Raw genomic sequence first — 21,248 nt, forward strand, 5'->3', positions numbered from 1 at the left:
TTATACATCAGTTGAGATTATGATTTTTCTTTGATTTATTATTGTATGCTGAAAAAACCATAAAGTATGAAATTAGAATGCCTTACGGTCAAAATAACGTCGGTTAAATTCAGCATCTGAAAATTTAAAAGCAAACCTTAAATATAAACTATGAAAACAAAAATTACTTTTCTGTACCTTCTGGCACTTATATGCTTTATCCAGAAGGTCAGTGCGCAATGCACTTACGGAAGTCTGACTTCCTCCCAAGCAATTACCCCCGTTTATGACAACAATGAACGTATCATCTTCAATGGTATACGTCCGGGCGAATATCTGTTGATAAAAACATTTTCAACGGCTACGCGATATACATTCAAAAGCACACGTGCCACAGATTATATCACAATTGCCGATGCTAATGGTGCACAGGTATTTGTGAGTGGACTCTCGGGTTCGAATGGTCTGAACTTTACACCTCCTTATCCTCAGACGATTCGTTATTACATTCACACCGGCTCACAGTGCGAGAGTGGTGATATAACAGATAGACAAGTATATTTAAAAACTACCACAATAGACAGTTCCTGTGATTCTCCTAATACACTTTCGGTTTCGAATATCACTTCGAACTCTTGTAAAGTGAGTTGGAACGCTCAAATTATAGGGCAGATTACATCCTATGATGTTTATGTAAACACTACTGGAATTTCTCCTGTTACGAATACAATTCCAACTACAGAGGCTAACGGTTCCAGAGAAGCTCAAGTATCGGGATTAACTCCTAATACAACACACTACTACTGGGTACGTACTCAATGTGTTTCCGATAGAGGAGTTTGGGTTCCTGGTGGCTCTTTTACGACTACAGCTTCCGGAACGGGTACTGCAGGCTGTAACGGTGCTCCTTTTGGACTGTATCCTGAAGCTACTGTCAATGTAACCTGTAACGGAACTGTTCAGCAAATTGCTGCCGATGCCCATGCAGGAGAATATACAAACGTATATGTAACTCCTAATGAGCAATATACTTTCACCAGTTCTGTATCGACAGATTTTATCACTATTACTGATCCTACCGGAGCTACCATTTATGCTTCCGGACAAACTCCGTTAGTATGGGTTAACAACTCCAACTGGGCAACTATCAGATATTACCTGCATACCAATTCTTCTTGCGGTACACAGAATACAGCAAGAATCAAATCGATTAAATGTGGTGGTGTTGTAGGAGGATGTACCGTTGGAGAGCTTCATCCACAAACTACATTTACTCCTGCCTGCTCCGGCTCTCTTGAAATGATTGTTAACGACGCCTATGCCGGCGAATATTCAAATGTCAATGTAACGGCAAATAAACAATATACTTTTTCAAGTTCGAATGTAAATGATTATATCACTATTGCGAATCCGGTTGGAAATGCAGCAATAGCTACCGGTCCTTCCCCATTGGTTTGGAATTCAGGTTCAACATCTGGTGTTATCAGGTACTACATACACACTAATTCAAGTTGTGGTACACAAAACATCAACAGACAACGTTACATCAAATGTACTGCTGCAGAACCAACTTGTGGTGTGCCAACTGCTTTATCAGTTTCAAACATAACTTCAAATTCAAGCCGATTAACATGGACTGCACCTGCAACCGCACCTGCTTCATACGATCTTTACATTGTTACTACCAATACGGCTCCTACTGCAAATACGGCCGCTACTGTTACAAGCACCACTGCCGGAGTAGACGTTCTGAGCGGATTGGCAGCTTCTACAACTTACTATTACTGGATCAGATCCAATTGTGGATCTACAAAGAGTGCCTGGGTATCTGGTGGAAATTTTACAACCATTGCTGCCCTGAACTGTAACGGTGCTATCTACGGATTGTATCCTAATGCTACTTTCACACCTGCATGTACAGGAGCTAATGAACCAATAGCTACTGACTGCTGGGCTGGAGAATACTCAAATGTGAATGTAGTGGCAAATAAGCAATATACTTTTACAAGCTCGGTTGCTACAGACTATATTACTATTACAAATGCTGCCGGAACAACAGTTTTGGCAAGCGGAGTAACCCCTTTAAACTGGACTTCAGGTTCTACTACAGGAGTTGTAAGATATCATTTGAATACGAATGCTAGCTGTGGAACTGCAAACACAAATAGAACGCGTTCTGTTAAGTGCGTTGATGCTCCAACAGGAGGTTGTGGTGTGCCAAGTGCTTTATCTGTTACCAACATAACATCAAACTCAATCCGATTGAACTGGACTGCGCCTGCAACTGCACCTGCTTCATACGATATTTATCTCGCTACTACAAATACGGCACCAAATGCTAATACTGCAGCTACTGTTACAAGTACTACTGCCGGTGTGGGTGTTTTAAGAGGATTGGATGCTTCTACAACTTACTATTACTGGATCAGATCCAATTGTGGTGGTACAAAAAGTGCATGGGTATCTGGTGGAAGTTTTACAACCATTGCTGCTCTAAACTGTAACGGTGCTACTAACGGATTGTATCCTAATGCAACTTTCACACCAGCATGTACCGGAGCTAACGAACAAATTGTTGCTGATGCATGGGCAGGTGAATATTCAAATGTCAATATAATGGATAACAAACAGTACACATTTACAAGTTCTGTTGCTACAGATTATATTACTATTACAAATGCGAATGGAACGGTAGTTTTGGCTAGCGGAGTAACGCCTTTAAACTGGAGTTCAGGCTCTACTTCAGGAGTTGTAAGATACCACTTGAATACCAATGCGAGCTGTGGAACTGCAAACACAGATAGAGTACGTTCTATCAAGTGTGTTGATGCTACCCCAAGTTGCGGTGCACCTTCTAACCTTTCAGTAACCGATGTAACATCAAACTCAGCCCGAATTATCTGGACGGCTCCAACTCCTGCTCCTATGGGATATGACTTGTATGTTGTACAAAGCAATACTGCTCCAACGGCAAACAGTAATCCTACACACTTGTCTTCTACCAACTCAAGACTTATTACCGGATTGAGTCCTGCAACCAATTATAACTATTGGGTACGTGCAAATTGCGGTTCCACAAGAGGAAACTGGGTTTATGGCGGAAGTTTTGATGCTATTCCAGCTGTTGGCTGTAATGGTGCTATATACGGCTCTTACCCTACAGAAACGCTTCAATTAGCTTGTACAGGAAGCCCTCAGATAGTTGCTGAAGGTCTTGCCGGTCAGTTTACAAAAATGTACATCAATTTTGGTCAGTATTATGTATTCTCAAGTTCAATAGCAACAGATTACATCACCATTACGGATGATAATGGAATGACTGTTTTGGCAAGTGGAACTACACCACTAAGCTGGTCATCTGGAAGCAATGTTGGCGTTATCCGTTTTTATGTACACAGCAATGCAAATTGTGGCGCTGAAGATGCCATCAGAGTAAAATCAGTTACCTGCAGCAGTACTCCAATTGGAGGTTGCGGTCTGCCAAGCAACGTTTCGGTATCTAATGTAACATCAAACTCTGCCCTGATCAGATGGACTGCTCCATCACCAACACCTTCGTCAGGATATGATTTATATGTGGTTCAAAGTAATACTGCTCCAACATACAATAGCACACCAACGCATACGGTTTCTAATAACTACACTTCAATGGTTGTTAGCGGACTAAGTCCTGCAACAAATTACAGCTATTGGATACGAGCTAATTGTGGTTCTACAAAAGGAGACTGGGTTTATGGCGGAAGTTTTGATGCTATTCCTGCTGTTGGATGTAATGGTGCTACATTTGGACCTAATCCTGCAGAAGCAATTCAAATAGCCTGTATGGGATCTGCAGAGGTAGTTTCTCAAGGTTTTGCCGGTGAGTTTACAAACATTTACATCAATTATGGTCAGCAATATACTTTCTCAACTTCAGTAGCAACGGATTATATTACTATCACGGATGATAATGGAATGACAGTTTTGGCAAGCGGACCTTCGCCATTGAACTGGTCATCTGGCAGCAATGTGGGTGTTATCCGTTATTATGTACATACTAATGCAAACTGTGGTTCTCAGGATGCCGTTCGAGTTAAATCAGTAACTTGTAGAAATCCTCTTGGTATTGATCAGTTTGCTCAAAATAATGTTACTATTTATCCTAACCCAAGTTATGGTCAGTTTACTGTAGAAACCGGAAGTGTAATAGCTGATAACATCACAATTACAGATAACCTTGGAAGAGTAATCACTACTTTCAAACCATCTCTGTCAAAATCAGATTTATCGATAGATAGTTTTGCAGAAGGTATTTATTATGTGAAAATAGATTACCAGAATAAGAGTGTTACTAAAAAACTGGCTCTTAAAAAGAACTAATTTTTATAAATTACTCTGACTTAAACTTAAAACCCCGCTTTTAGCGGGGTTTTTATTTTTATAGCTATCAAGTTGAAGTTGGGAACTGCCACTTAGTTTCTAAACGAAAAAACTATAACTTTACAGAAATACAAGAGATAATGCTTATCATAAATTTTTCAGATTTTCCTGAATTGGAAACCCAAAGGCTGAAACTCCGACGCGCAGATTTAAATGACGTCAATGAACTATTTGCACTACGCTCTGACCCAAGCATCATGAAATATATTCCACGCCCGGTAGCCACATCATTGGATGAAGCAACAGAACACCTCAAAATGATGGATGAAAAAATCAGCAACAACGAGATGATTAACTGGGCCATTACGCTAAAAGACAATCCTAAAATGATTGGAACTATTGGCTATTTCCGTATGAAACCCGAACATTATCGGGCAGAAATTGGCTATATGCTCCTTCCTGATTTTCATGGAAAAGGTTATGTTACCGAAGCCATTAATGGGGTTGTCGACTATGGCTTTACTAAAATGGGATTACATTCTATCGAGGCAATGATTGATCCTGAAAATATAGCGTCGGCCAAAGTATTGGAAAAATGCAGTTTTGTTAAGGAAGCACATTTTAAGGAAAATGAATTTTATAACGGAGAATTTATTGACACTGTAATCTACTCTAAATTAAACAGTAAAAATTATTAATAACCATAGCCTTAAATAGTGAAATCCTACAAATTATTTATAATCTTATTTGCTCTTTTATTCAGTTGCGAATCCAAAAAAGATAAAATAAAAAGTGATTGGAAATATTACAGTGGTTTTGACTTTGGAGATTTTTTAAGTTTTAAACATCAAAATTTAAAAATACAAAATGATACTATTTATAAAGACTCAACGCCTTTAGCCATTATAGTAGAATTAAAAACAAACTATTTGCCTGGAACGGAAAACAAACTTACATTAAAAGATATTAAAAGTGGAGCATTAGGAATGTATACGGATAAGGGAAAATGATGTTTATTAAATTTTAAGAAGCTATATCAACTGAAAGAAAGCACAAAAAAGGCTATCCCAATAACTTTTTCTTTTATCCGGGAAACACAAAAACTTATACCCCTCATAACATCAGAACCTCTTTTTATCCAGCTACAGATTAAAGCAATATACAGATTCAATCAAAAAAAAAGAAGCCTACTTTCAATAACCTTCTCTTTTATCTAAGAAACATAAAAACTTAGCACCTCAGAACCTTAGCTACTTAGCACCTCTTGAAAATAAACCTTCTTCCTGTAATCAATCCCCCATTTTGCCATTTCATCAATTAATGGCGAAAGTGTCTTGCCATATTCTGTAATTGAGTACTCAACGGTTATTGGTTTTGTGTTCATTACTCTTCGATTGACTAAATTATTTACTTCCAAATCCTGAAGTTCCTTTGAGAGCATTTTTGTCCCAATCCCGTTTATTTCCCGTAACAGGTCCATAAATCCCAATGTATTGCCTTCTATTAGTGTTCCCAATATATGAAATTTCCACTTTCCGGATAACAGGCTCATCGTATCACTAATAGCTTGCATTCGAACCTGACAAATAGGTGTAGCGTTTATTTCGGCGTTTTTTTTCATCGTTTTTGAATTAAATGTATGTTTTACAAAGTTATGCAATCCATCAGACACTTTCTAAAAGGAAAGTAGTTTCCAAAGGGAAACCCATAGCAAATATACATCGAATGAAGCGTAGTTTTGTGGGTATAAATTGTAAGCCTATTCTGAAATAGTATTCAAAAAAAATGAAATTAAAATCTATAACAGTACTAGTATTAATGCTGGCTAACTTCGGTTGTCAGGCTCAAACAGATAAAAAAATGGAAAACAATACCAATCCCCTATTATGTGATCCTGTTGAAGGTATTTGTGGAATACCCGATAATGCAGAATCAGGAAAAGTTGTAACGCAAAACACCCAAAAACCGGTAAAGGTTATTTATTTCACAGACCCTATTTGTTCTTCTTGCTGGGGAATAGAACCACAAATCCGAAAACTAAAATTGGAATACGGTAATAGTATAGAAATTGAGTACCGAATGGGTGGTTTATTACCGGATTGGAGCTATAACAGCGGCGGTATCAGCAAACCTTCTGATGTAGCACATCATTGGGATGAAGTGAGTCTTTATTATGATATGCCAATTGATGGTGATGTTTGGTTGGAAGACCCGCTACCATCCTCCTATCCGCCATCGATAGCTTTTAAAGCCGCAGAAATGCAGGGCAAAGAAAAAGCCATATTATTTTTAAGGGAAATCCGTGAAATGGTTTTCTTGCAAAAAAAGAACATTGCCAAATGGGAAAATTTAGAAATAGCCGCTAAAAAAGTGGGATTGGATGTAAAACAATTTACAACCGATTTTAATGGCAAAGCCAAAGTACTTTTTGAGGAAGATTTGCATTTTGCAAAACAAAATGGTGTCAGAGGATTTCCAACTATCTTCTTTATAGATGCAACAGGACAGAAGGAAACTATTTATGGTTCAAAACCATACGCCTTTTATGAAAATGCCATTTTAAAACTCTATCCAAAAGCAATTAAAAGTGAGTATACTAAAAGTTGGGAAGTGCTTTTTTCAAAATATCCTTCTTTGACGGCAAAAGAATTTTCTGAACTTTCCGGAACACCAAGAGCAGAAAGCGAAAAGCAATTTAATGAACTTACATCTAAAGGAAAATTAGAAAAACTGACAACTAAAAACGGTTCCATTTGGACAGTAAAGAATTAGTTACTGAAGCTCAAACACAATCTAGTTTTAAAACCTGTAAACCATAAGATTTACAGGTTTTTATTTTTACTGACACTCAATATACGAGCCGTTTCTATGGTTGTTTTTGAGAAATATTAGATGGATTTTTTTCGGAAAAACATTATCTTTATCAGTAGTATATTATTCATTCTTAATGAAAAACAATATAAACCGCTTAATTATCGCATCAAACCCATGCTTAAAATAGAATTTGAAGAACCACATTTAGAACTTTGTGAATGCTGTGGAAAAGAAACTGTAAATCTTACACGGTTTGTTTATGAAGACGATGATGCTTTTGCTATTTATTACATAAAATTTACCAAAGACCATGAAGATAAGTAGCTAACGGAATAATTAGTATTGGAGATTGGGGAACTGATGAAGTTCCTGAAAACAGATATTCTTTTCCTTTCAGAATATGGACTAAGGGAAAAAATTATCAGGTTGGTTTGATGGACAGAGAAGAATCACCTTGGACACATCAAATACTTGGGAAAATATTAGACAGAAATGATGCCCTAAAACACCCTTGGATAAAAGAAGTTTTTCATATTACTGACCATATTGTCATGGAAGATAAAGAAGTGATTGAATACTTTTCGGAATAACTAAAACGATCTATAAATATAAGGGTTGATGTAGTTCTTATTTAAAAATATAAAAACCTGTAAATCATATGCTTTACAGATTTTTTGTTCTTACTAACACCTCCAAATATACAAATTGTTTCTATGTTTGTTTTTGACGAACACTAGGTGAAATTTTTTTCAAGAAAATAATACCATCATAGGTTTCCTCATATTTTCTTGAAAAAAACTTCGGGTCCTTCGGGTCAAATCCTGGTCCCCCTATAAAAAGCTGCTTCATTTTAGTACCAAAGAATTTTTTCATCTCAGGATTTTTAACAGCTGTGGCAATATCAACAAAATAGATATCAGGCTGGGCTTGAAAAAAAGTTTCTGCATACGTTTTATTATAAGGTTTGTCAAGTAGACGGTATTCCGATCCTAATACCTGCTTATTTTTAATAATAAAGCCCAACATCTTGCCACTTCCAAAATCAAATCCCATAGCATAATAGTCATCCTTAAAGTGTTCTTTAAGCCTGCTGCCCAAGCTTGGTACCGCCATACCCAAATCTTTTTTATTTATATGCTCATTATGTGCCCATATAAATATCTTACTATCTGGCACTTCTATATTCATTATCTTTAAAACATTCTCATACATTGCATTATCACGCACATCTGCAGCCGGCCATGAAATATAAGCTGTATAATCTTCCAGATAGCCCAACCCTCGCATCATATCAATATATTCATTTGCATTTGCAGCCTTTAAGCGTGTTGAATCCTGTTCTAGCAATTGGGTTAACTGCTGTAGTTTCGGTTGCATTTTCTTTGCCCATTCCTTTATTTTTACATGTCCATATTCTGCTACCGAACAACTGTCTGCTGCTGCTAACAGGTTTTCATCAATATTAATATTATACTTTTGAACGTAGCTTCTTAGTCTTTTATTAATATCATCTCCCATTTGGTTATCTATTCCATAAAATCGTATCTGTGCCTCCCGGGGTTTTCCCTGATTGTAATTACGCATCCATTCCAGCAAATCAGCTACTTCAGTAGTACGCCATAAAAAATGTCTGAAATTTTTTATAAGACTAGCTTTATCTCCAGGACCGCCACTTATCCATTCATTAATAGCTTGTTCAGCCTGATAACTTTCCTCCATAATAAAAATCCTCACACCATTGTGCTCAACCAGGTATTTAAAAAACTTGGCTTTCAGGTCAAAAAATTCTTTAGCATGATGGGTAGCTTCACCAAACCCATAAATTCTTGCTTCTTTAAAGCCTTGAGGTTCATTCTGTGTAAATGCCACTAGCTCTGCATCAGGATTTGCATCTTCAATAACAATTGCGTTGGTATTTAGCCAGGATACGACATTGCTGGTTTGTGCATTCAAGCTAATCGAAAACAAAAATCCTAAACAGTAAAAAGCTCTATACATAGTTTATTTTGGTTTTGGGTAAATGTAAAAATAAAAAAGTTGCTTCTGGGCACTAATACGCAAACAGGAGTAATTTATACTACAACTACAATTTTACAACCTTTTATATCCTATATTGCGGGTAATGATTCTTTTGTTTTTTTAATTTGTATTATGAACTCATTATATAACTATTTCTGCACGGTACATCCTGTTTTTGCCCCTAGTGATTTTGAGCTTCTTACAAAAGATTTCCAGACGAAGCACTTCAAAAAAGGCGATTATATAGTGCGCGAGGGCGAAACACAGCGCAATATCTACTTTGTTGAAAAAGGCATTCAGATGTATAACTTTGATACACAGGGAAAAACCAATATCCTGGGGTTTGCCTATCCACCCAACCTGTGTGTGGTAATGGAATCGTTTATTTTTCAGAAACCATCGACCTATAATGTAACCTGTATTACAGACAGTACGTTAAGCTACCTGAGCTATGCTGCTTTACAGGAAATTTTTGAACGGTCCCAACAGGTGGAACGGCTATTCCGGAAATTATCTGAGAACCTGTCTATAGGTCTTCTCAACAGACAGATGGAACTCCGCTCTACTACTATTGAAGAGCGTTTTAAAATATTCTGCCAGAGAAGTCCACATCTGTTGCAACAAGTACCTCAAAAATATATAGCAGCCTATCTGGCAATAGATCCGACCAACTTTAGCAAGCTGATGAATACCGTGCGGTTCTGACGTTGGTGCAGACCAATATTTTTACCGAAACAAAAGCTGTTCTTTGAAGCATTCTTAAACGGTAAAAATATAAGGCTATGACTTTTCAACACATTTTTTATATTCCCACAATTTTCTTGCTGGGTCTTATTTTTGGAATACTTCTTGGCAATAACACAAATACTGTATCCGCAGATGGAAAAGTAAGTGTGAAAAAGCTGGGGCTTGTCTTTTTGATTTTTCTTATTGTATTTATCATTACACATGCCTTTACTATTCCCGCAGGCTCCAAACAGGTAAGTATGTTATTGGGCGGACTGGAAATATTCGACAAAAAGCCAATATTCGGGAGCGATGCAGTATATCACTATATACAGTCATTTACCGAGATAGGAATACAGGTATATAAACGTTTTACATATACTATTGATGTTGTTTTTCCTTTATCTATGCTGGCATTTCTGCATACTTTTTCCAAATTCACATTGCAACGGATAAAACTTCCAAAATATTTCTTCAAAATAGCCGGGTTACTTCCGTGGATATGGTTTGGGTTTGATATGCTTGAAAATGCAACTGTATTTTATCTCCTTTCCGAATTTCCGAAGCAACATCCGTTTATAGCCGGGTCGCTTGGATGGATTACTGTAATAAAATTTGTTTTGCTCTTCCTTTCGCTTTTCGTACCGGCTTCGTTACTTTTATTGGCACGAAAACTGCGCTATCAGTACTAATTTTAAAATGATTTAAAAACGGCAGACTACTAATCTGCCGTTCTTCTATCTATTTCCACCAATGGTAGTAATTATGCAATCCGTCATACTCGAATCCACAACGCGGATAGAGTTGGTTCCCAATATCGTTTGTCTTTTCTGTTTCAAGCATTAATCCGCAAGCTCCGGTTTCTTCACACCATTGTTTACTACGGTCAATCAAGGCTACAGAAAGTCCTTTCCCTCTGTAATCCGGATGTACAAACAAATCGCTTAATAACCATTGTTTCTGCAGTTTGGTGTAATGAAAAAGTTTGTACAGCTGGACGAACCCTACCGCTTTACCATCAACTATAGCTAGAAAAATATCAGATTCGCTGTTTAGGAACCTTTCTTTTAAAAATGTCTTGCCTCTTTCCAAATCGGATTCCTGTCGGTAGAAAACTCTGTAGAGATTAAACAAAACGGCGGTTTCATTCAAGTCTTCCAGACTTGCTTTTTTAATTTGATAATTCATGTTGTTATGTATTTAAATTATCCGGCTAAAGTATCTTCAATTTGGACTACCTTTGTAATCCAGATTTAACTTAACAAGTAGTCCAGATGTTTCCATTTCAAAATATCATTACCATTGATAAAGAGAGTAAGACTCCAATATACAGACAGATTGCCATCTCAATTATCAATGAAATAAGAACGGGAACATTAAAAGCCGGAACTCCCTTGCCAGGAACAAGGGAGCTTTCTAAATTACTGGGCGTACACCGTAAAACAGTAATTGCGGCCTATGACGAACTGCATGCCCAGGACTGGATAATTGTCATTCCACGAAAACAGGTAACCGTATCCCAACAGATTCCGGTATTAAAAGCCAAGAACTGGAGTCAGAAAGAAGCTGCATCATCCTATCAAAATACTTTTAGCCTTCCTTTTCATAAAGCAGAGGAAAAAATGTCTGATAAGAAAATACTAACAGCTCCTGAAATCCTTATCGATGACGGCTATCCCGACATAAGACTTTCACCCATAGAAGACCTGTTAAAAATATACAGGTCCTATACAACCCGGAAATATGCCGTCAAAAATGCTATTGTAGGAACCACGCAAGGCACATTGAAACTAAGAAATGAACTTGTCAACTATTTATCCAAAACCCGCGGACTGAATATCACAGTCGATAATGTGTTAATTACACATGGCGCCCAGATGAGTATTTATCTGGCTTCGCAGCTGCTATTAGATAAAGACGCTTCTATTATTACCGGTAATCCCGATTATCCTATAGCTAACAAAACATTTGCAAGAACCAAAGCAACGCTAATTGAAGTCGCTGTTGATGAAAATGGACTGGATATGGCTGCAGTGGAAAAAATATGCAAAAAGAAAAAAATAACCGCAGTTTATGTAATTCCCCATCACCACTATCCAACAACCGTGACATTGAGTGTGCAAAGAAGAATGAAACTTTTGGAACTCTCCCATCAATATTCTTTTGCTATTATTGAAGATGATTATGACTACGATTACCACTATGCTTCCTCTCCCTATTTACCTATAGCCAGCGGAAGCCATAACGGCAATATAATTTATATTGGCTCTTTCTCTAAGATTTTAGGTCCTTCTATACGTATTGGTTTCATGATAGCGCCTAAAAATTTTATTGAACAATGCACAATGCTTCGGGAAGAAATTGACTTTGGAGGCGACGGATATATGCAGAATGCGTTGGCAGAACTCATTAAAAACGGAGACTTGAGCAGATGCCTAAAAAAAACAAAAAAAAGCTATCGTCAACGCAGGGACTATCTGGATGCACTGCTAAAAAAACATTTGGGTGATTCTGTTTCGTATTCTCTACCTGATGGCGGAATGGCAATCTGGATAAAAATAAATCCAATGTTTTCTGTAAATAAATTAACATCAATCCATCAATTGCATATCAAACGGATTCATACTCAGGAAAATGCCTTTCGCTTTGGATTTGCTTCAATGAATGAACCAGAACTTGAGGAAGCTGTTTCATGTTTAAAAGCAGCATTGAAAAACTAAATTTTCGCTTGTTTTTCAAATAAAAAAATCCAATTCCCAATATGTGGTTTCATTTTTTTCCTAATTTTACAATAGAAAAAAGTAGCCCTAAAGAATATTTAACCTGCTGTGTAATACACCTACCCCATGGCTATACACAACGGTTCCCTTACTCCCCATGGATTTCTTCATGGATACTTTTACGGATAGAAATTGTATAATCTCTGTCCAACAAACAACTATCAAGTTAAATTTAGGAAACCATGAAAAAAAGCTACTTGACTATGCTGATGCTAGTCTTTTTAGGGACAGTACATGCCCAAATTGGTATCGGAACAATTAACCCGGATGCTTCTACTGCCCTGGATGTTACAGCTACAGACAAAGGCATCCTGATTCCAAGGGTAGCACTAACCGGTTCAACAGATACCTCAACAATTACGACAGGAAACGTAGATGGTCTGCTCCTGTTCAATACCGCAACTGTAGCCGACATTACGCCTGGCTATTATTACTGGTTGGCTGGAAAATGGCAACGCATGGACGGTCGCGGTAATGGATGGCAATTGGCCGGAAATGCCGGAACCGATGCCAACGCGGACTTTTTAGGTACTACAGACGCGCAAGACCTCACTTTCAGAACAGACAATATGGAACGCCTAAGGATTACGCAGAGAGGAAGATTAGATTTTTCAAATACCAGTAGTGACCCGCTATTTCCAAACATCTTTTTAGAAGGCGGGAACGAAACTACTTCCGGAGCTGCCAATATAGCCATAGGTGAGTCTGCCCTTACGAATATTGACAGCGGTCAATTAAATATAGCCATTGGTAGGAATGCATTACAGGCAACTACATCTGGCAGTGTAAATATTGCCATTGGAAATCAAACACTGTCAAGCAATACGGATAGTTTTTCTAATATTGGTATAGGTTTTGGAGTTCTGCCTTCGCTGAATAATGGCGGACACAATATTGGCTTAGGTGACAATACCGGATTGTCTTTGGTAAGTGGCAACGGAAATACTTTTATAGGTTCGTTTGCAAGCAGTACTCTCAATAGCTTAGAAAATGCAACCGCTATTGGCTACATGGCCACGGTTGAGGCAGATAATAGCATGGTATTGGGTGGAATTGGTTCAAATGCTGTAAATGTAGGAATTGGCAATACTATCCCAAACAGTACACTGCAAATTACCGGTTCTTTTAGTGCGGCAATCAAAAGCACCAATATCAATTACTCGCTCACAGACAAAGATTATACGGTACTTTATACTGTTTCCGGAATCACAGTAACACTTCCAACAGCAGACAGCAGTAATGTTGGAAGAATTTATAATATAGTATGCGATGTTACAGGAGGTTCTGTAAACCTGAATGCGACCGGAACAGATATTACAAAAGACGGATCCGTTATTACCTCAGCAACCGGTTCTATAGTAGTGCAAAGTACCGGAACAAAATGGATTGTTATTCCATAATTACCAAAAGATTTATTTACTTATTAATTTATATCCAGACCAAAATCCCCTGACTAAAAATATATTGACGATACGAAAAAACAATAAACCCGTTGACAAATCAACGGGTTATTCTTATCACTTCTGGCTACAACCTGTTTAACTCTTCAGAATTTCCAGATTGGCGCTCACTGGTTTTAAGGTTTCTGTTTCCGAAACGGTAAGTCAATGAAAAACGGATGCGCTGCGTGTCCCAAACATTTTTAAATTCCTGGGTTACCCCATACATATTCTGTTTTGAATATTCGCGTCCGTTAAAAATATCAGTTCCGCTAATGCCCAACTCTAATTTTTTATCCAGCATTTGGTATTTTACCGTTGCATAAAATTTGGCATACGGTTTTAGACTTGAGTTCTGGAAAGTTTCTCCAAAATTCTGAAAATAACTAATACTCAGGAAAAACGTTTTGTTTTTGTTTAAGGTAAAATCATTGGTTGTGAAAAAAGACGAAGACGCTCCCTTATTTCTCCTGTCAGAAACTGCAATATCGGATTCGGAATAACTCAAACTAAGATTATTCACGCTGGTCCACCACGGAGTTGGTTTTGCCGTATAACTCTGCGTAAAGCTAAGCATGTCTTCATTTACATAATTCATCCAGATATAATTGTTCTGTTTGGTATCCGGATTCAGGATAGAAGCCTGGTTTACGCCATCTCTCATACTTGAAAAACTGAGTCGTGAATCGAAGGTCTTATACGTAAATGTCACTTCAAAATTATGCGTAAATGACGGTCTTAAAAACGGATTCCCTTCATTGTAACTAAACTCGTTGTTTATCGTACGGAATGGATTCAGACTTTCATAGCTTGGACGACGGATACGGCGGGAATAGTTAAATCCTAAACTTTTGTCTTCTGTAAACTGGTGCAGGACATACAACGTTGGAAATAATTTCAGGTAATCATTCTTGTGTCGGTTATTGGCCTCTCTCGAATATCCATCCGTCTGGGTAGCTTCCAAACGCAATCCCGCCTGAATGTTCCATTTATCATTGAACTTTTTATTTCCGGAAATATACAATGCCTCATTCTTTTCGGTATATTCAAAATAATTCGACAGGTTGGTATCATATACCATTTCACCATTTTCGTCCTGTTTAAAAGCATTAATCAGGTTATCAGATTTTGAATTGGAAAATCGGGCACCAGCGGTAAAATCGGCTATTTTTGTTGGCAATTCAAAATCTACTTTAGCCGACAGATTTTGTATTCTGATATCGACATCATTAATACCGGCATGTTGGGAATTGGCAATCAGTTCGTTTGCCGGATTATAGTTGGCATAGGCATAACGATTAAAAGTTGGCGTATGATAGTTCACAAAATCAACATCTACCATCATTTTTTTGCCCAAAGTATCCAGCTTATATTCTGAATACAGGTTGTAAATCTGCTGATACGTTTTATCATTTGATGTCGCATTATTCTTCATAAATTGCTGAATAGTTCCTCCTTTTTGGTCAAAAAGGGTGGTTAACTGTGGCTGTGCATCCGTAAACTTAGAAGTGTAGGCAGAAACTTTGGTGCCAATTGTCCATTTTTTTGTCAATTGGTAGTCCAGAGCCAACTGTCCGTTAAAATAACGGTTTTTACCATCTGAGCTGCTCTCATTCTGCCAAAAAGCATCAGAGTAATAAATATCATTATCCCAATTGATTAATGAACGTCGTATTCCTGTGCTGGCAGAACTTCTTAATGTGAGCTTATTCTTTTGCAGATTGAAAGCGGTATTGTACTGTTGCGTATTTCTATGTCCGCGTTGGTAAGCTCCGCCAAATAACCCATTCCAACTGTCTTTCTTAACCTTTTTCGTAACAATATTGATAATACCGCTATTGCCTTCGGCCTGATATTTGGCTGGCGGTGTCGTAATTACTTCAATCTTTGACAGGTTGGAAGCACTGATACTCTCCAGATAATTCATCAGTTCCGCCTGTTCCATGTAGGTTGGCTTATCATCAATTAGCACCATAACCGAGTTTTTACCCGAAATGCTGATGCTTTCCTGTGTTACCGTAACACCGGGTGTCGTTCTGAGTGCGTCTATAGCAGTACCTCCTGCAGACGAAGTTGCATTGGCTACATGATATACAAAACGGTCTGCTTTGCGTTCCATCAGTTTTTTGGGAGCTTCAATTACCACCTCATCAAGCCTGGTTTTACTTTCAAAAGCAAGCACTCCCAAATCAATATCATTTTTTAGTGCAAATTCTTGTTTATGCACCAATTCATCAAAATATAAAACTTCTAAACGGTAATTGCCTGCTTGTGCTTTTAAGGCAAAAGAACCGTTTTCGGCAGTCTTGCCTTTAATCGTATCTTTGGCTATTAACAAGACATCGTAAAATGCTGCAGGCTCACCATTGGCTTGCGCTATACCTTTTACTTCATGTGTCTGTGCAAAAAGTGAAGCAGTAAATAGAATTGAAATCCAAACTAAAAAATGTGCTGATGTTTTCATGTGTATTATTTTTCAGCAAATCTTCGGCTTTTACTGTTCTTATTTTTTTTATTTCGACCAGCCCGGTCAAAAATCCGACCAATGGGTTGGTCGGAGAAAAGCAGGTGTTTGTCGAAAAAAAGTTTTTTGTTATTCTTTAATATTCTACTTTTCCACTCTCAAAAAACAGCAGTGAAATGAAGAAAAAATATGTGATTTTATTACACCTTTTGTTTTGGTTATACTATATAATGCAGGATTTGACAGTATTCGACTTTAAACAGCAAAAAATCTCTTTTCCTATATTGGCTTTCGATTTCAACAAGCCGGAATATCTCCTGACGCTCTCGTTTACAGCAATTTATATCTTTGTTTTTTACCTGAATTACTTAGTGTTTATGCCAAAGTTTTTTGATGTAAAAAATGTAAAACGCATTGTATTGTCATTTTTGGCCCTGTTTATCATTTTTATCGGAATGCGCTATTTGATAGAAGAAGTTTTGTTTGACATTCTGTTTGGTTTCCATAATTATTACAAAGGAGTAACAGTTACTTACTATATCTATGATAATTTAGCGTACAGCAGCCTCCCTATAATGGCTTCTTCTGTCTTATGGTTTATTGTTAACATGTTACGCCTGCAAAAAGAGCAACTCACTTTATTGGAAAGCAAGCGGGAAACCGAAATCAATTTCCTGAAATCGCAAATCAATCCGCATTTTATATTTAATACCCTGAACAATATTTATTATCTGGTATTCGAAAAATCAGAAAAAGCACTTCCGGCTGTCGAGCAATTGAGCGGACTCATGCGTTATATGACCTATGAGAGCCAAAATGAAACTATTGCATTGCAACGCGAAATAGCGTACATAGACAATTTTATTGCTTTAGAAACCATGCGGATTTCAGGTGATGCGCAAGTGGTTTTCAAGAAGAATATCGAAAATCCGGAATGCCGCATTCCGCCTTTGTTACTGATTCCATTTGTAGAAAATGGATTTAAACACGGTATTGTGAACAATCCGGAAAACCCTTTTACTATTGAACTGACACAAAATAAAAATCATCTGATTTTACAGACACAAAATACTATCAACAATTATAAAAAAGACCATCAGTCGGGAGTTGGTATTGAAAATATAAAAAAGCGACTGCAACTGTATTTTCCTGACAGACATTCGTTAGAAATTACTACAAAAGAAAACATGTATTACGTAAAATTAGACATCACATTATGAAAACCATCCGCTGTGCAATTCTGGACGATGAGCCTATGGCAGTGGCGCTGTTGTCAAAATATGTGGAAAAAATTTCCAGTTTTGAATTGATAAAAGCCACGACAAATCCGTTTGAAATACTGGAACTTATAGCCCAAACAACTATTGATGTATTATTTATTGACATACAAATGCCGGAACTTACAGGCATACAGATGATGGAAATGTTGGGTAATAAAACCAAGTTTGTCATTACTTCTGCCTATAGCGAATATGCCCTGAAAGGCTACGAGCATAATGTAGTCGATTATTTACTAAAACCTATTTCATTTGACCGTTTTTATAAATGCATACAGAAAATAGAGTCCCTTGCCCAGGAAAAACCGGCTCCCACTGTAGAAATAGCGGCTAAAACCGAAGAAAAACCGGATGAATTCCTGTTCATAAAAACCGATGGCAAGCTGGTAAAAATAAACCTGAACGATTTACTACTGGTTGAAGGCTTAAAAGATTATCTGTATTTGCATCTAAAGAATGAAAAACTTATCGTGCTCGATACGCTCAAAGATTTTGAAGCAAAATTACCTGCATCTGATTTTATGAGAGTACACAAGTCTTATATTATCAGGCTTGACCAGATTGAAAGCATTGAACGGAACAGAGTATTTATCCAAAAAAACATTGTTCCTATAGGTGAAACTTATAAGATTAAGTTTCAGGATTGGGTGAAAAGCTTCTTATAATAGTTTTTAGTGGATAGTTGGTAGTGGATAGTTGATAGTGGATAGTTGGTAGTTGGTAGTGAATAGTTAGTAGTTTTTAGTGGACAATGGGTAGTTCTTAGTTTACACTATACACTATACACTATACACTAAACATTATACACTATACACTAAACATTATACACTACCAACTATCAATTATACACTGTTCGCTAGCTTTTTAATGATGGTAAGTAAGGCTTTACGGTTTTTAGCCTCATGATAAAATTTAGGGAGTTTTTCCAAAAGGGTGAAATGTGCACGGTCTTTGTGTTCTCGTAAGGTTGCGGAAATATACTGTTGCAGATAGTTTAGATGTTCGCCGTTATAAGCAAAAAACACATCATTTTTAAACGGATGCTGCAGCCAGAGTTCCGCATTGAAATAATTGTGTGCGGCCCATCTAAGAATCCCTCTTTGTCCTCCGACAGATGTTTCCATTGAGGCTTCTTTAATATAACCACAGTTGGAACAATATAATCGGGCCGATTTATTCTCAAGAGAAGCTTTGGCAACAGCTTTCTTAGCACATGCAGGACAAACCACCCAAACCTCATCATAGAAATGGGAAAGAGTTTTATTTTGGTCTGAAAAACGGTTTTGCATAACTGAGTCATTTTTTTGTCTGCACTATTTCACGCAAACTGGCAAAGCTTAAATTTTCTATATTCAAAAGTAAGAAATTAGGAACTCACTCCATAAAATAAGTAATATTCCTACATTACGACTTTAGGTACCTTATTTATGGAATAAATGCTTATATTAGCCTATACAGTCCTCCCCGACTCTACCAAATCAAGGTCGTATGAAAAAACTATCTTTTTTCTGTTTATTGTTGCTAACTTGGAACATAAGCTTTGCTCAGTCCTCTGAATTAAAAAAAATCCAGGCTTCCCTTCCTAAAATCAGTGATAGCCTTCAATATGTTGATAGGCTGAACAGAATGGCAATGTTGCTCTATGAAAAAAATGCCGACAGTACTTTTTATTATGCCCGAATGGCCCGCGAAATTGCCAACCGTCATAATTATGAGCAAGGCAGAGCCGATGCCATGAACAATCTGGGTGTTTTTTTTGACATTAAAGGCAATTTTCAACTGGCTTTAAAATATTATAACCAGGGCTATACGAGATATAAAAAACTGGGAGATGCTACGAATTGTGTGCAATCCCTGATGAATATTGGTATGGTTTATCAGGAAATGGGCAAAGACGACCGTGCCTTGCAACGTTATGATTTGGCTTTCAGGAAATCCAAAAAGCTTCGTAACGATTCCATCAGGTCTTTGGTTATTTATAATTATTTGCTGTCTTATCCGGAACATTTTAGCAGAGATTCAACCCACTATTATATCAACGTAGCCCAAAAAATTGCTGCCAAATATAAAGACGAACGTACGCTGGTTGCCATTGACCAGCTTATTGCAGACGACCTTATCAAGCATGGCAATCGTGCTGAAGGGTTGGCCTTACTGAAACAGACCATTTCAACTGCCATTGACAAAAAATTATTTTATGTGTCAATGGATATGCATATTGATATGGGCCAGCAACTGGAAGCAACAGACCCTGAAGAAAGCATAAACTACTATAAGCAGGCTTTGGCTATTGCAGAAAACAACGATTATCTGTATTATAGCGAAATCTTAGTACGGAAACTGTTTGAAATCTATGATGCCCGCAAAGACTATGCAGCCGCGGCGGCATATAGTAAGAAACTGATTGAAATTCACGATAAGGAATCCGCTCTCAACCGGGAATCCGGAATAGATTATATCGATTACGCCGTAAAAGATGAAGAAATAAAATCATTGGAAAGCAGGTATAACTACCAGTTAGCCTTGTCTGTATTGGCTTGTATTGCTTTTGTTCTGGCCATTTCAATGATTATTTCCATTCGTAAACATTTAAAACGTACCAAGCGGCAGAACAGCCAGATGAAAAAGGCATTAAGCGCATTGGAGCAGAGCCAGGCAGACAATACCCGTATGATACGCATTGTGGCGCATGACCTTCGCAATCCCATAGGCGGAATACATGCTATTGCCTCCATGATGCTCGAAGAACCTGACAGGTCTGAAGAAGACAGAACCATGCTTGAACTGATGAAAACATCAGGACAAAACTCACTGGATTTGGTCGACAACCTGTTGCAGTTACAATTTAGCAGCGAGCAGTTGAAAAAAGAGCCCGTTGATATTGCAGAAATGCTTAAATATTGTGTGGCCCTGCTAAAAAGCAAAGCCGATGTAAAGCAACAACAGCTCAATTTGGAAATTGTTACTGCAATAGTAAATGCAAGTCGCGAAAAACTGTGGAGGGTCATCAGTAATCTGATTGCCAATGCCATCAAGTTTAGCCCTAACGGAGCCAGGATAAAGATTAAAATGACACAGAAAGAACAAAAAATACGCATTTTGGTTAAAGACGAAGGTATTGGCATACCTCCTGAAATGGGTGAAAAGATTTTTGACCTTTTTACTGAAGCCAAAAGACCCGGCACTGCGGGCGAACAGCCATTTGGAATGGGATTGGCCATTTCAAAACAGATTGTAGAAGCCCATAATGGAAAAATCTGGTTTGAAAACAATAACTCCAGCGGTACCACTTTTTTTGTTGACCTGCCTTTTAATTCTGGAAATTAATTACATAAATTAACTCCCGGAGTCTTTAACTTTCTTAATTCAGCCACAGATTCAAAGAATTACA

18 protein-coding genes are annotated in these 21,248 nt (G+C 37.6%); 13 read left to right on the plus strand and 5 right to left on the minus strand.

The genetic code is table 11. From position 1 onward, the window contains the following. The first annotated feature begins 150 nt into the window (after positions 1-150). The 3 genes from BGO88_RS13460 to BGO88_RS13470 all read left to right on the plus strand — a co-directional run bounded on the left by BGO88_RS13460 (position 151) and on the right by BGO88_RS13470 (position 5,348). Positions 151-4,338: a fibronectin type III domain-containing protein gene (locus tag BGO88_RS13460; protein ID WP_286707205.1), complete on the plus strand. Its 4,188-nt coding sequence runs from the start codon at positions 151-153 to the stop codon at positions 4,336-4,338. 140 nt (positions 4,339-4,478) lie between these two features. After that, the gene (locus BGO88_RS13465) at positions 4,479-5,036 is read left to right on the plus strand and encodes a GNAT family N-acetyltransferase (protein ID WP_286707206.1); all 558 of its coding nucleotides are present in this window, start codon (positions 4,479-4,481) and stop codon (positions 5,034-5,036) included. Positions 5,037-5,054: 18 nt separating this feature from the next. Next, positions 5,055-5,348, plus strand: a complete 294-nt coding sequence (locus tag BGO88_RS13470; protein ID WP_286707207.1) for a hypothetical protein — start codon at positions 5,055-5,057, stop codon at positions 5,346-5,348. Between the two features lie 236 nt (positions 5,349-5,584). On the opposite strand, the gene BGO88_RS13475 is transcribed toward BGO88_RS13470, so the two are convergent. Next, complete coding sequence (locus BGO88_RS13475) at positions 5,585-5,959, minus strand: winged helix-turn-helix transcriptional regulator (RefSeq protein WP_286707208.1); 375 nt, start codon at positions 5,957-5,959, stop codon at positions 5,585-5,587. A 239-nt stretch (positions 5,960-6,198) separates the two neighbouring features. Here BGO88_RS13475 and BGO88_RS13480 point away from each other — a divergent pair, with 239 nt between their 5' ends. The 3 genes from BGO88_RS13480 to BGO88_RS13490 all read left to right on the plus strand — a co-directional run bounded on the left by BGO88_RS13480 (position 6,199) and on the right by BGO88_RS13490 (position 7,742). Further along, positions 6,199-7,110: a ClpXP adapter SpxH family protein gene (locus BGO88_RS13480; protein ID WP_286707353.1), complete on the plus strand. Its 912-nt coding sequence runs from the start codon at positions 6,199-6,201 to the stop codon at positions 7,108-7,110. Positions 7,111-7,326: 216 nt separating this feature from the next. Further along, positions 7,327-7,476 (plus strand): hypothetical protein, encoded by a 150-nt coding sequence (locus BGO88_RS13485; protein WP_286707209.1) that lies wholly within the window; start codon positions 7,327-7,329, stop codon positions 7,474-7,476. 110 nt (positions 7,477-7,586) lie between these two features. Beyond that, complete coding sequence (locus tag BGO88_RS13490; protein ID WP_286707210.1) at positions 7,587-7,742, plus strand: hypothetical protein; 156 nt, start codon at positions 7,587-7,589, stop codon at positions 7,740-7,742. Between the two features lie 121 nt (positions 7,743-7,863). Here the strand turns inward: BGO88_RS13490 and BGO88_RS13495 are convergent, their stop codons facing one another. Further along, positions 7,864-9,150, minus strand: a complete 1,287-nt coding sequence (locus BGO88_RS13495) for an erythromycin esterase family protein (protein ID WP_286707211.1) — start codon at positions 9,148-9,150, stop codon at positions 7,864-7,866. Between the two features lie 153 nt (positions 9,151-9,303). Between BGO88_RS13495 and BGO88_RS13500 the strand changes: the two genes are divergently transcribed. Together BGO88_RS13500 and BGO88_RS13505 are read left to right on the plus strand one after the other, a co-directional pair. Then, entirely contained in the window at positions 9,304-9,876 is a 573-nt protein-coding gene (locus tag BGO88_RS13500; protein WP_101472461.1) for a Crp/Fnr family transcriptional regulator, read from the plus strand. 77 nt (positions 9,877-9,953) lie between these two features. Further along, positions 9,954-10,589 (plus strand): hypothetical protein, encoded by a 636-nt coding sequence (locus BGO88_RS13505; protein ID WP_286707212.1) that lies wholly within the window; start codon positions 9,954-9,956, stop codon positions 10,587-10,589. A 49-nt stretch (positions 10,590-10,638) separates the two neighbouring features. On the opposite strand, the gene BGO88_RS13510 is transcribed toward BGO88_RS13505, so the two are convergent. Continuing rightward, positions 10,639-11,085: a GNAT family N-acetyltransferase gene (locus tag BGO88_RS13510; RefSeq protein WP_056066411.1), complete on the minus strand. Its 447-nt coding sequence runs from the start codon at positions 11,083-11,085 to the stop codon at positions 10,639-10,641. An 86-nt stretch (positions 11,086-11,171) separates the two neighbouring features. Here BGO88_RS13510 and pdxR point away from each other — a divergent pair, with 86 nt between their 5' ends. Further along, positions 11,172-12,617, plus strand: a complete 1,446-nt coding sequence (pdxR, locus tag BGO88_RS13515; RefSeq protein WP_286707213.1) for a MocR-like pyridoxine biosynthesis transcription factor PdxR — start codon at positions 11,172-11,174, stop codon at positions 12,615-12,617. Positions 12,618-12,859: 242 nt separating this feature from the next. Beyond that, the gene (locus BGO88_RS13520; RefSeq protein WP_286707214.1) at positions 12,860-14,077 is read left to right on the plus strand and encodes a phage tail-like protein; all 1,218 of its coding nucleotides are present in this window, start codon (positions 12,860-12,862) and stop codon (positions 14,075-14,077) included. 127 nt (positions 14,078-14,204) lie between these two features. Here the strand turns inward: BGO88_RS13520 and BGO88_RS13525 are convergent, their stop codons facing one another. Beyond that, positions 14,205-16,580, minus strand: a complete 2,376-nt coding sequence (locus BGO88_RS13525; RefSeq protein WP_286707215.1) for an outer membrane beta-barrel family protein — start codon at positions 16,578-16,580, stop codon at positions 14,205-14,207. 176 nt (positions 16,581-16,756) lie between these two features. On the opposite strand from BGO88_RS13525, the gene BGO88_RS13530 reads away from it, so the two are divergent. Continuing rightward, a complete protein-coding gene (locus tag BGO88_RS13530; RefSeq protein ID WP_286707216.1) occupies positions 16,757-17,800 on the plus strand; it encodes a sensor histidine kinase in 1,044 nt (347 codons plus the stop codon). Continuing rightward, a complete protein-coding gene (locus BGO88_RS13535; protein WP_286707217.1) occupies positions 17,797-18,522 on the plus strand; it encodes a LytR/AlgR family response regulator transcription factor in 726 nt (241 codons plus the stop codon). Before BGO88_RS13530 ends, BGO88_RS13535 begins: the two co-directional genes overlap by 4 nt. A 177-nt stretch (positions 18,523-18,699) precedes the next feature. On the opposite strand, the gene BGO88_RS13540 is transcribed toward BGO88_RS13535, so the two are convergent. Further along, positions 18,700-19,146: a hypothetical protein gene (locus tag BGO88_RS13540; RefSeq protein WP_286707218.1), complete on the minus strand. Its 447-nt coding sequence runs from the start codon at positions 19,144-19,146 to the stop codon at positions 18,700-18,702. A gap of 199 nt (positions 19,147-19,345) precedes the next feature. Here BGO88_RS13540 and BGO88_RS13545 point away from each other — a divergent pair, with 199 nt between their 5' ends. Beyond that, positions 19,346-21,184: an ATP-binding protein gene (locus BGO88_RS13545; protein ID WP_286707219.1), complete on the plus strand. Its 1,839-nt coding sequence runs from the start codon at positions 19,346-19,348 to the stop codon at positions 21,182-21,184. The last annotated feature ends 64 nt before the right edge of the window (positions 21,185-21,248 follow it).

It is taken from the genome of Flavobacterium sp. 38-13 (genome assembly GCF_001899155.1).
Classification (GTDB): Bacteria; Bacteroidota; Bacteroidia; order Flavobacteriales; family Flavobacteriaceae; genus Flavobacterium; species Flavobacterium lindanitolerans.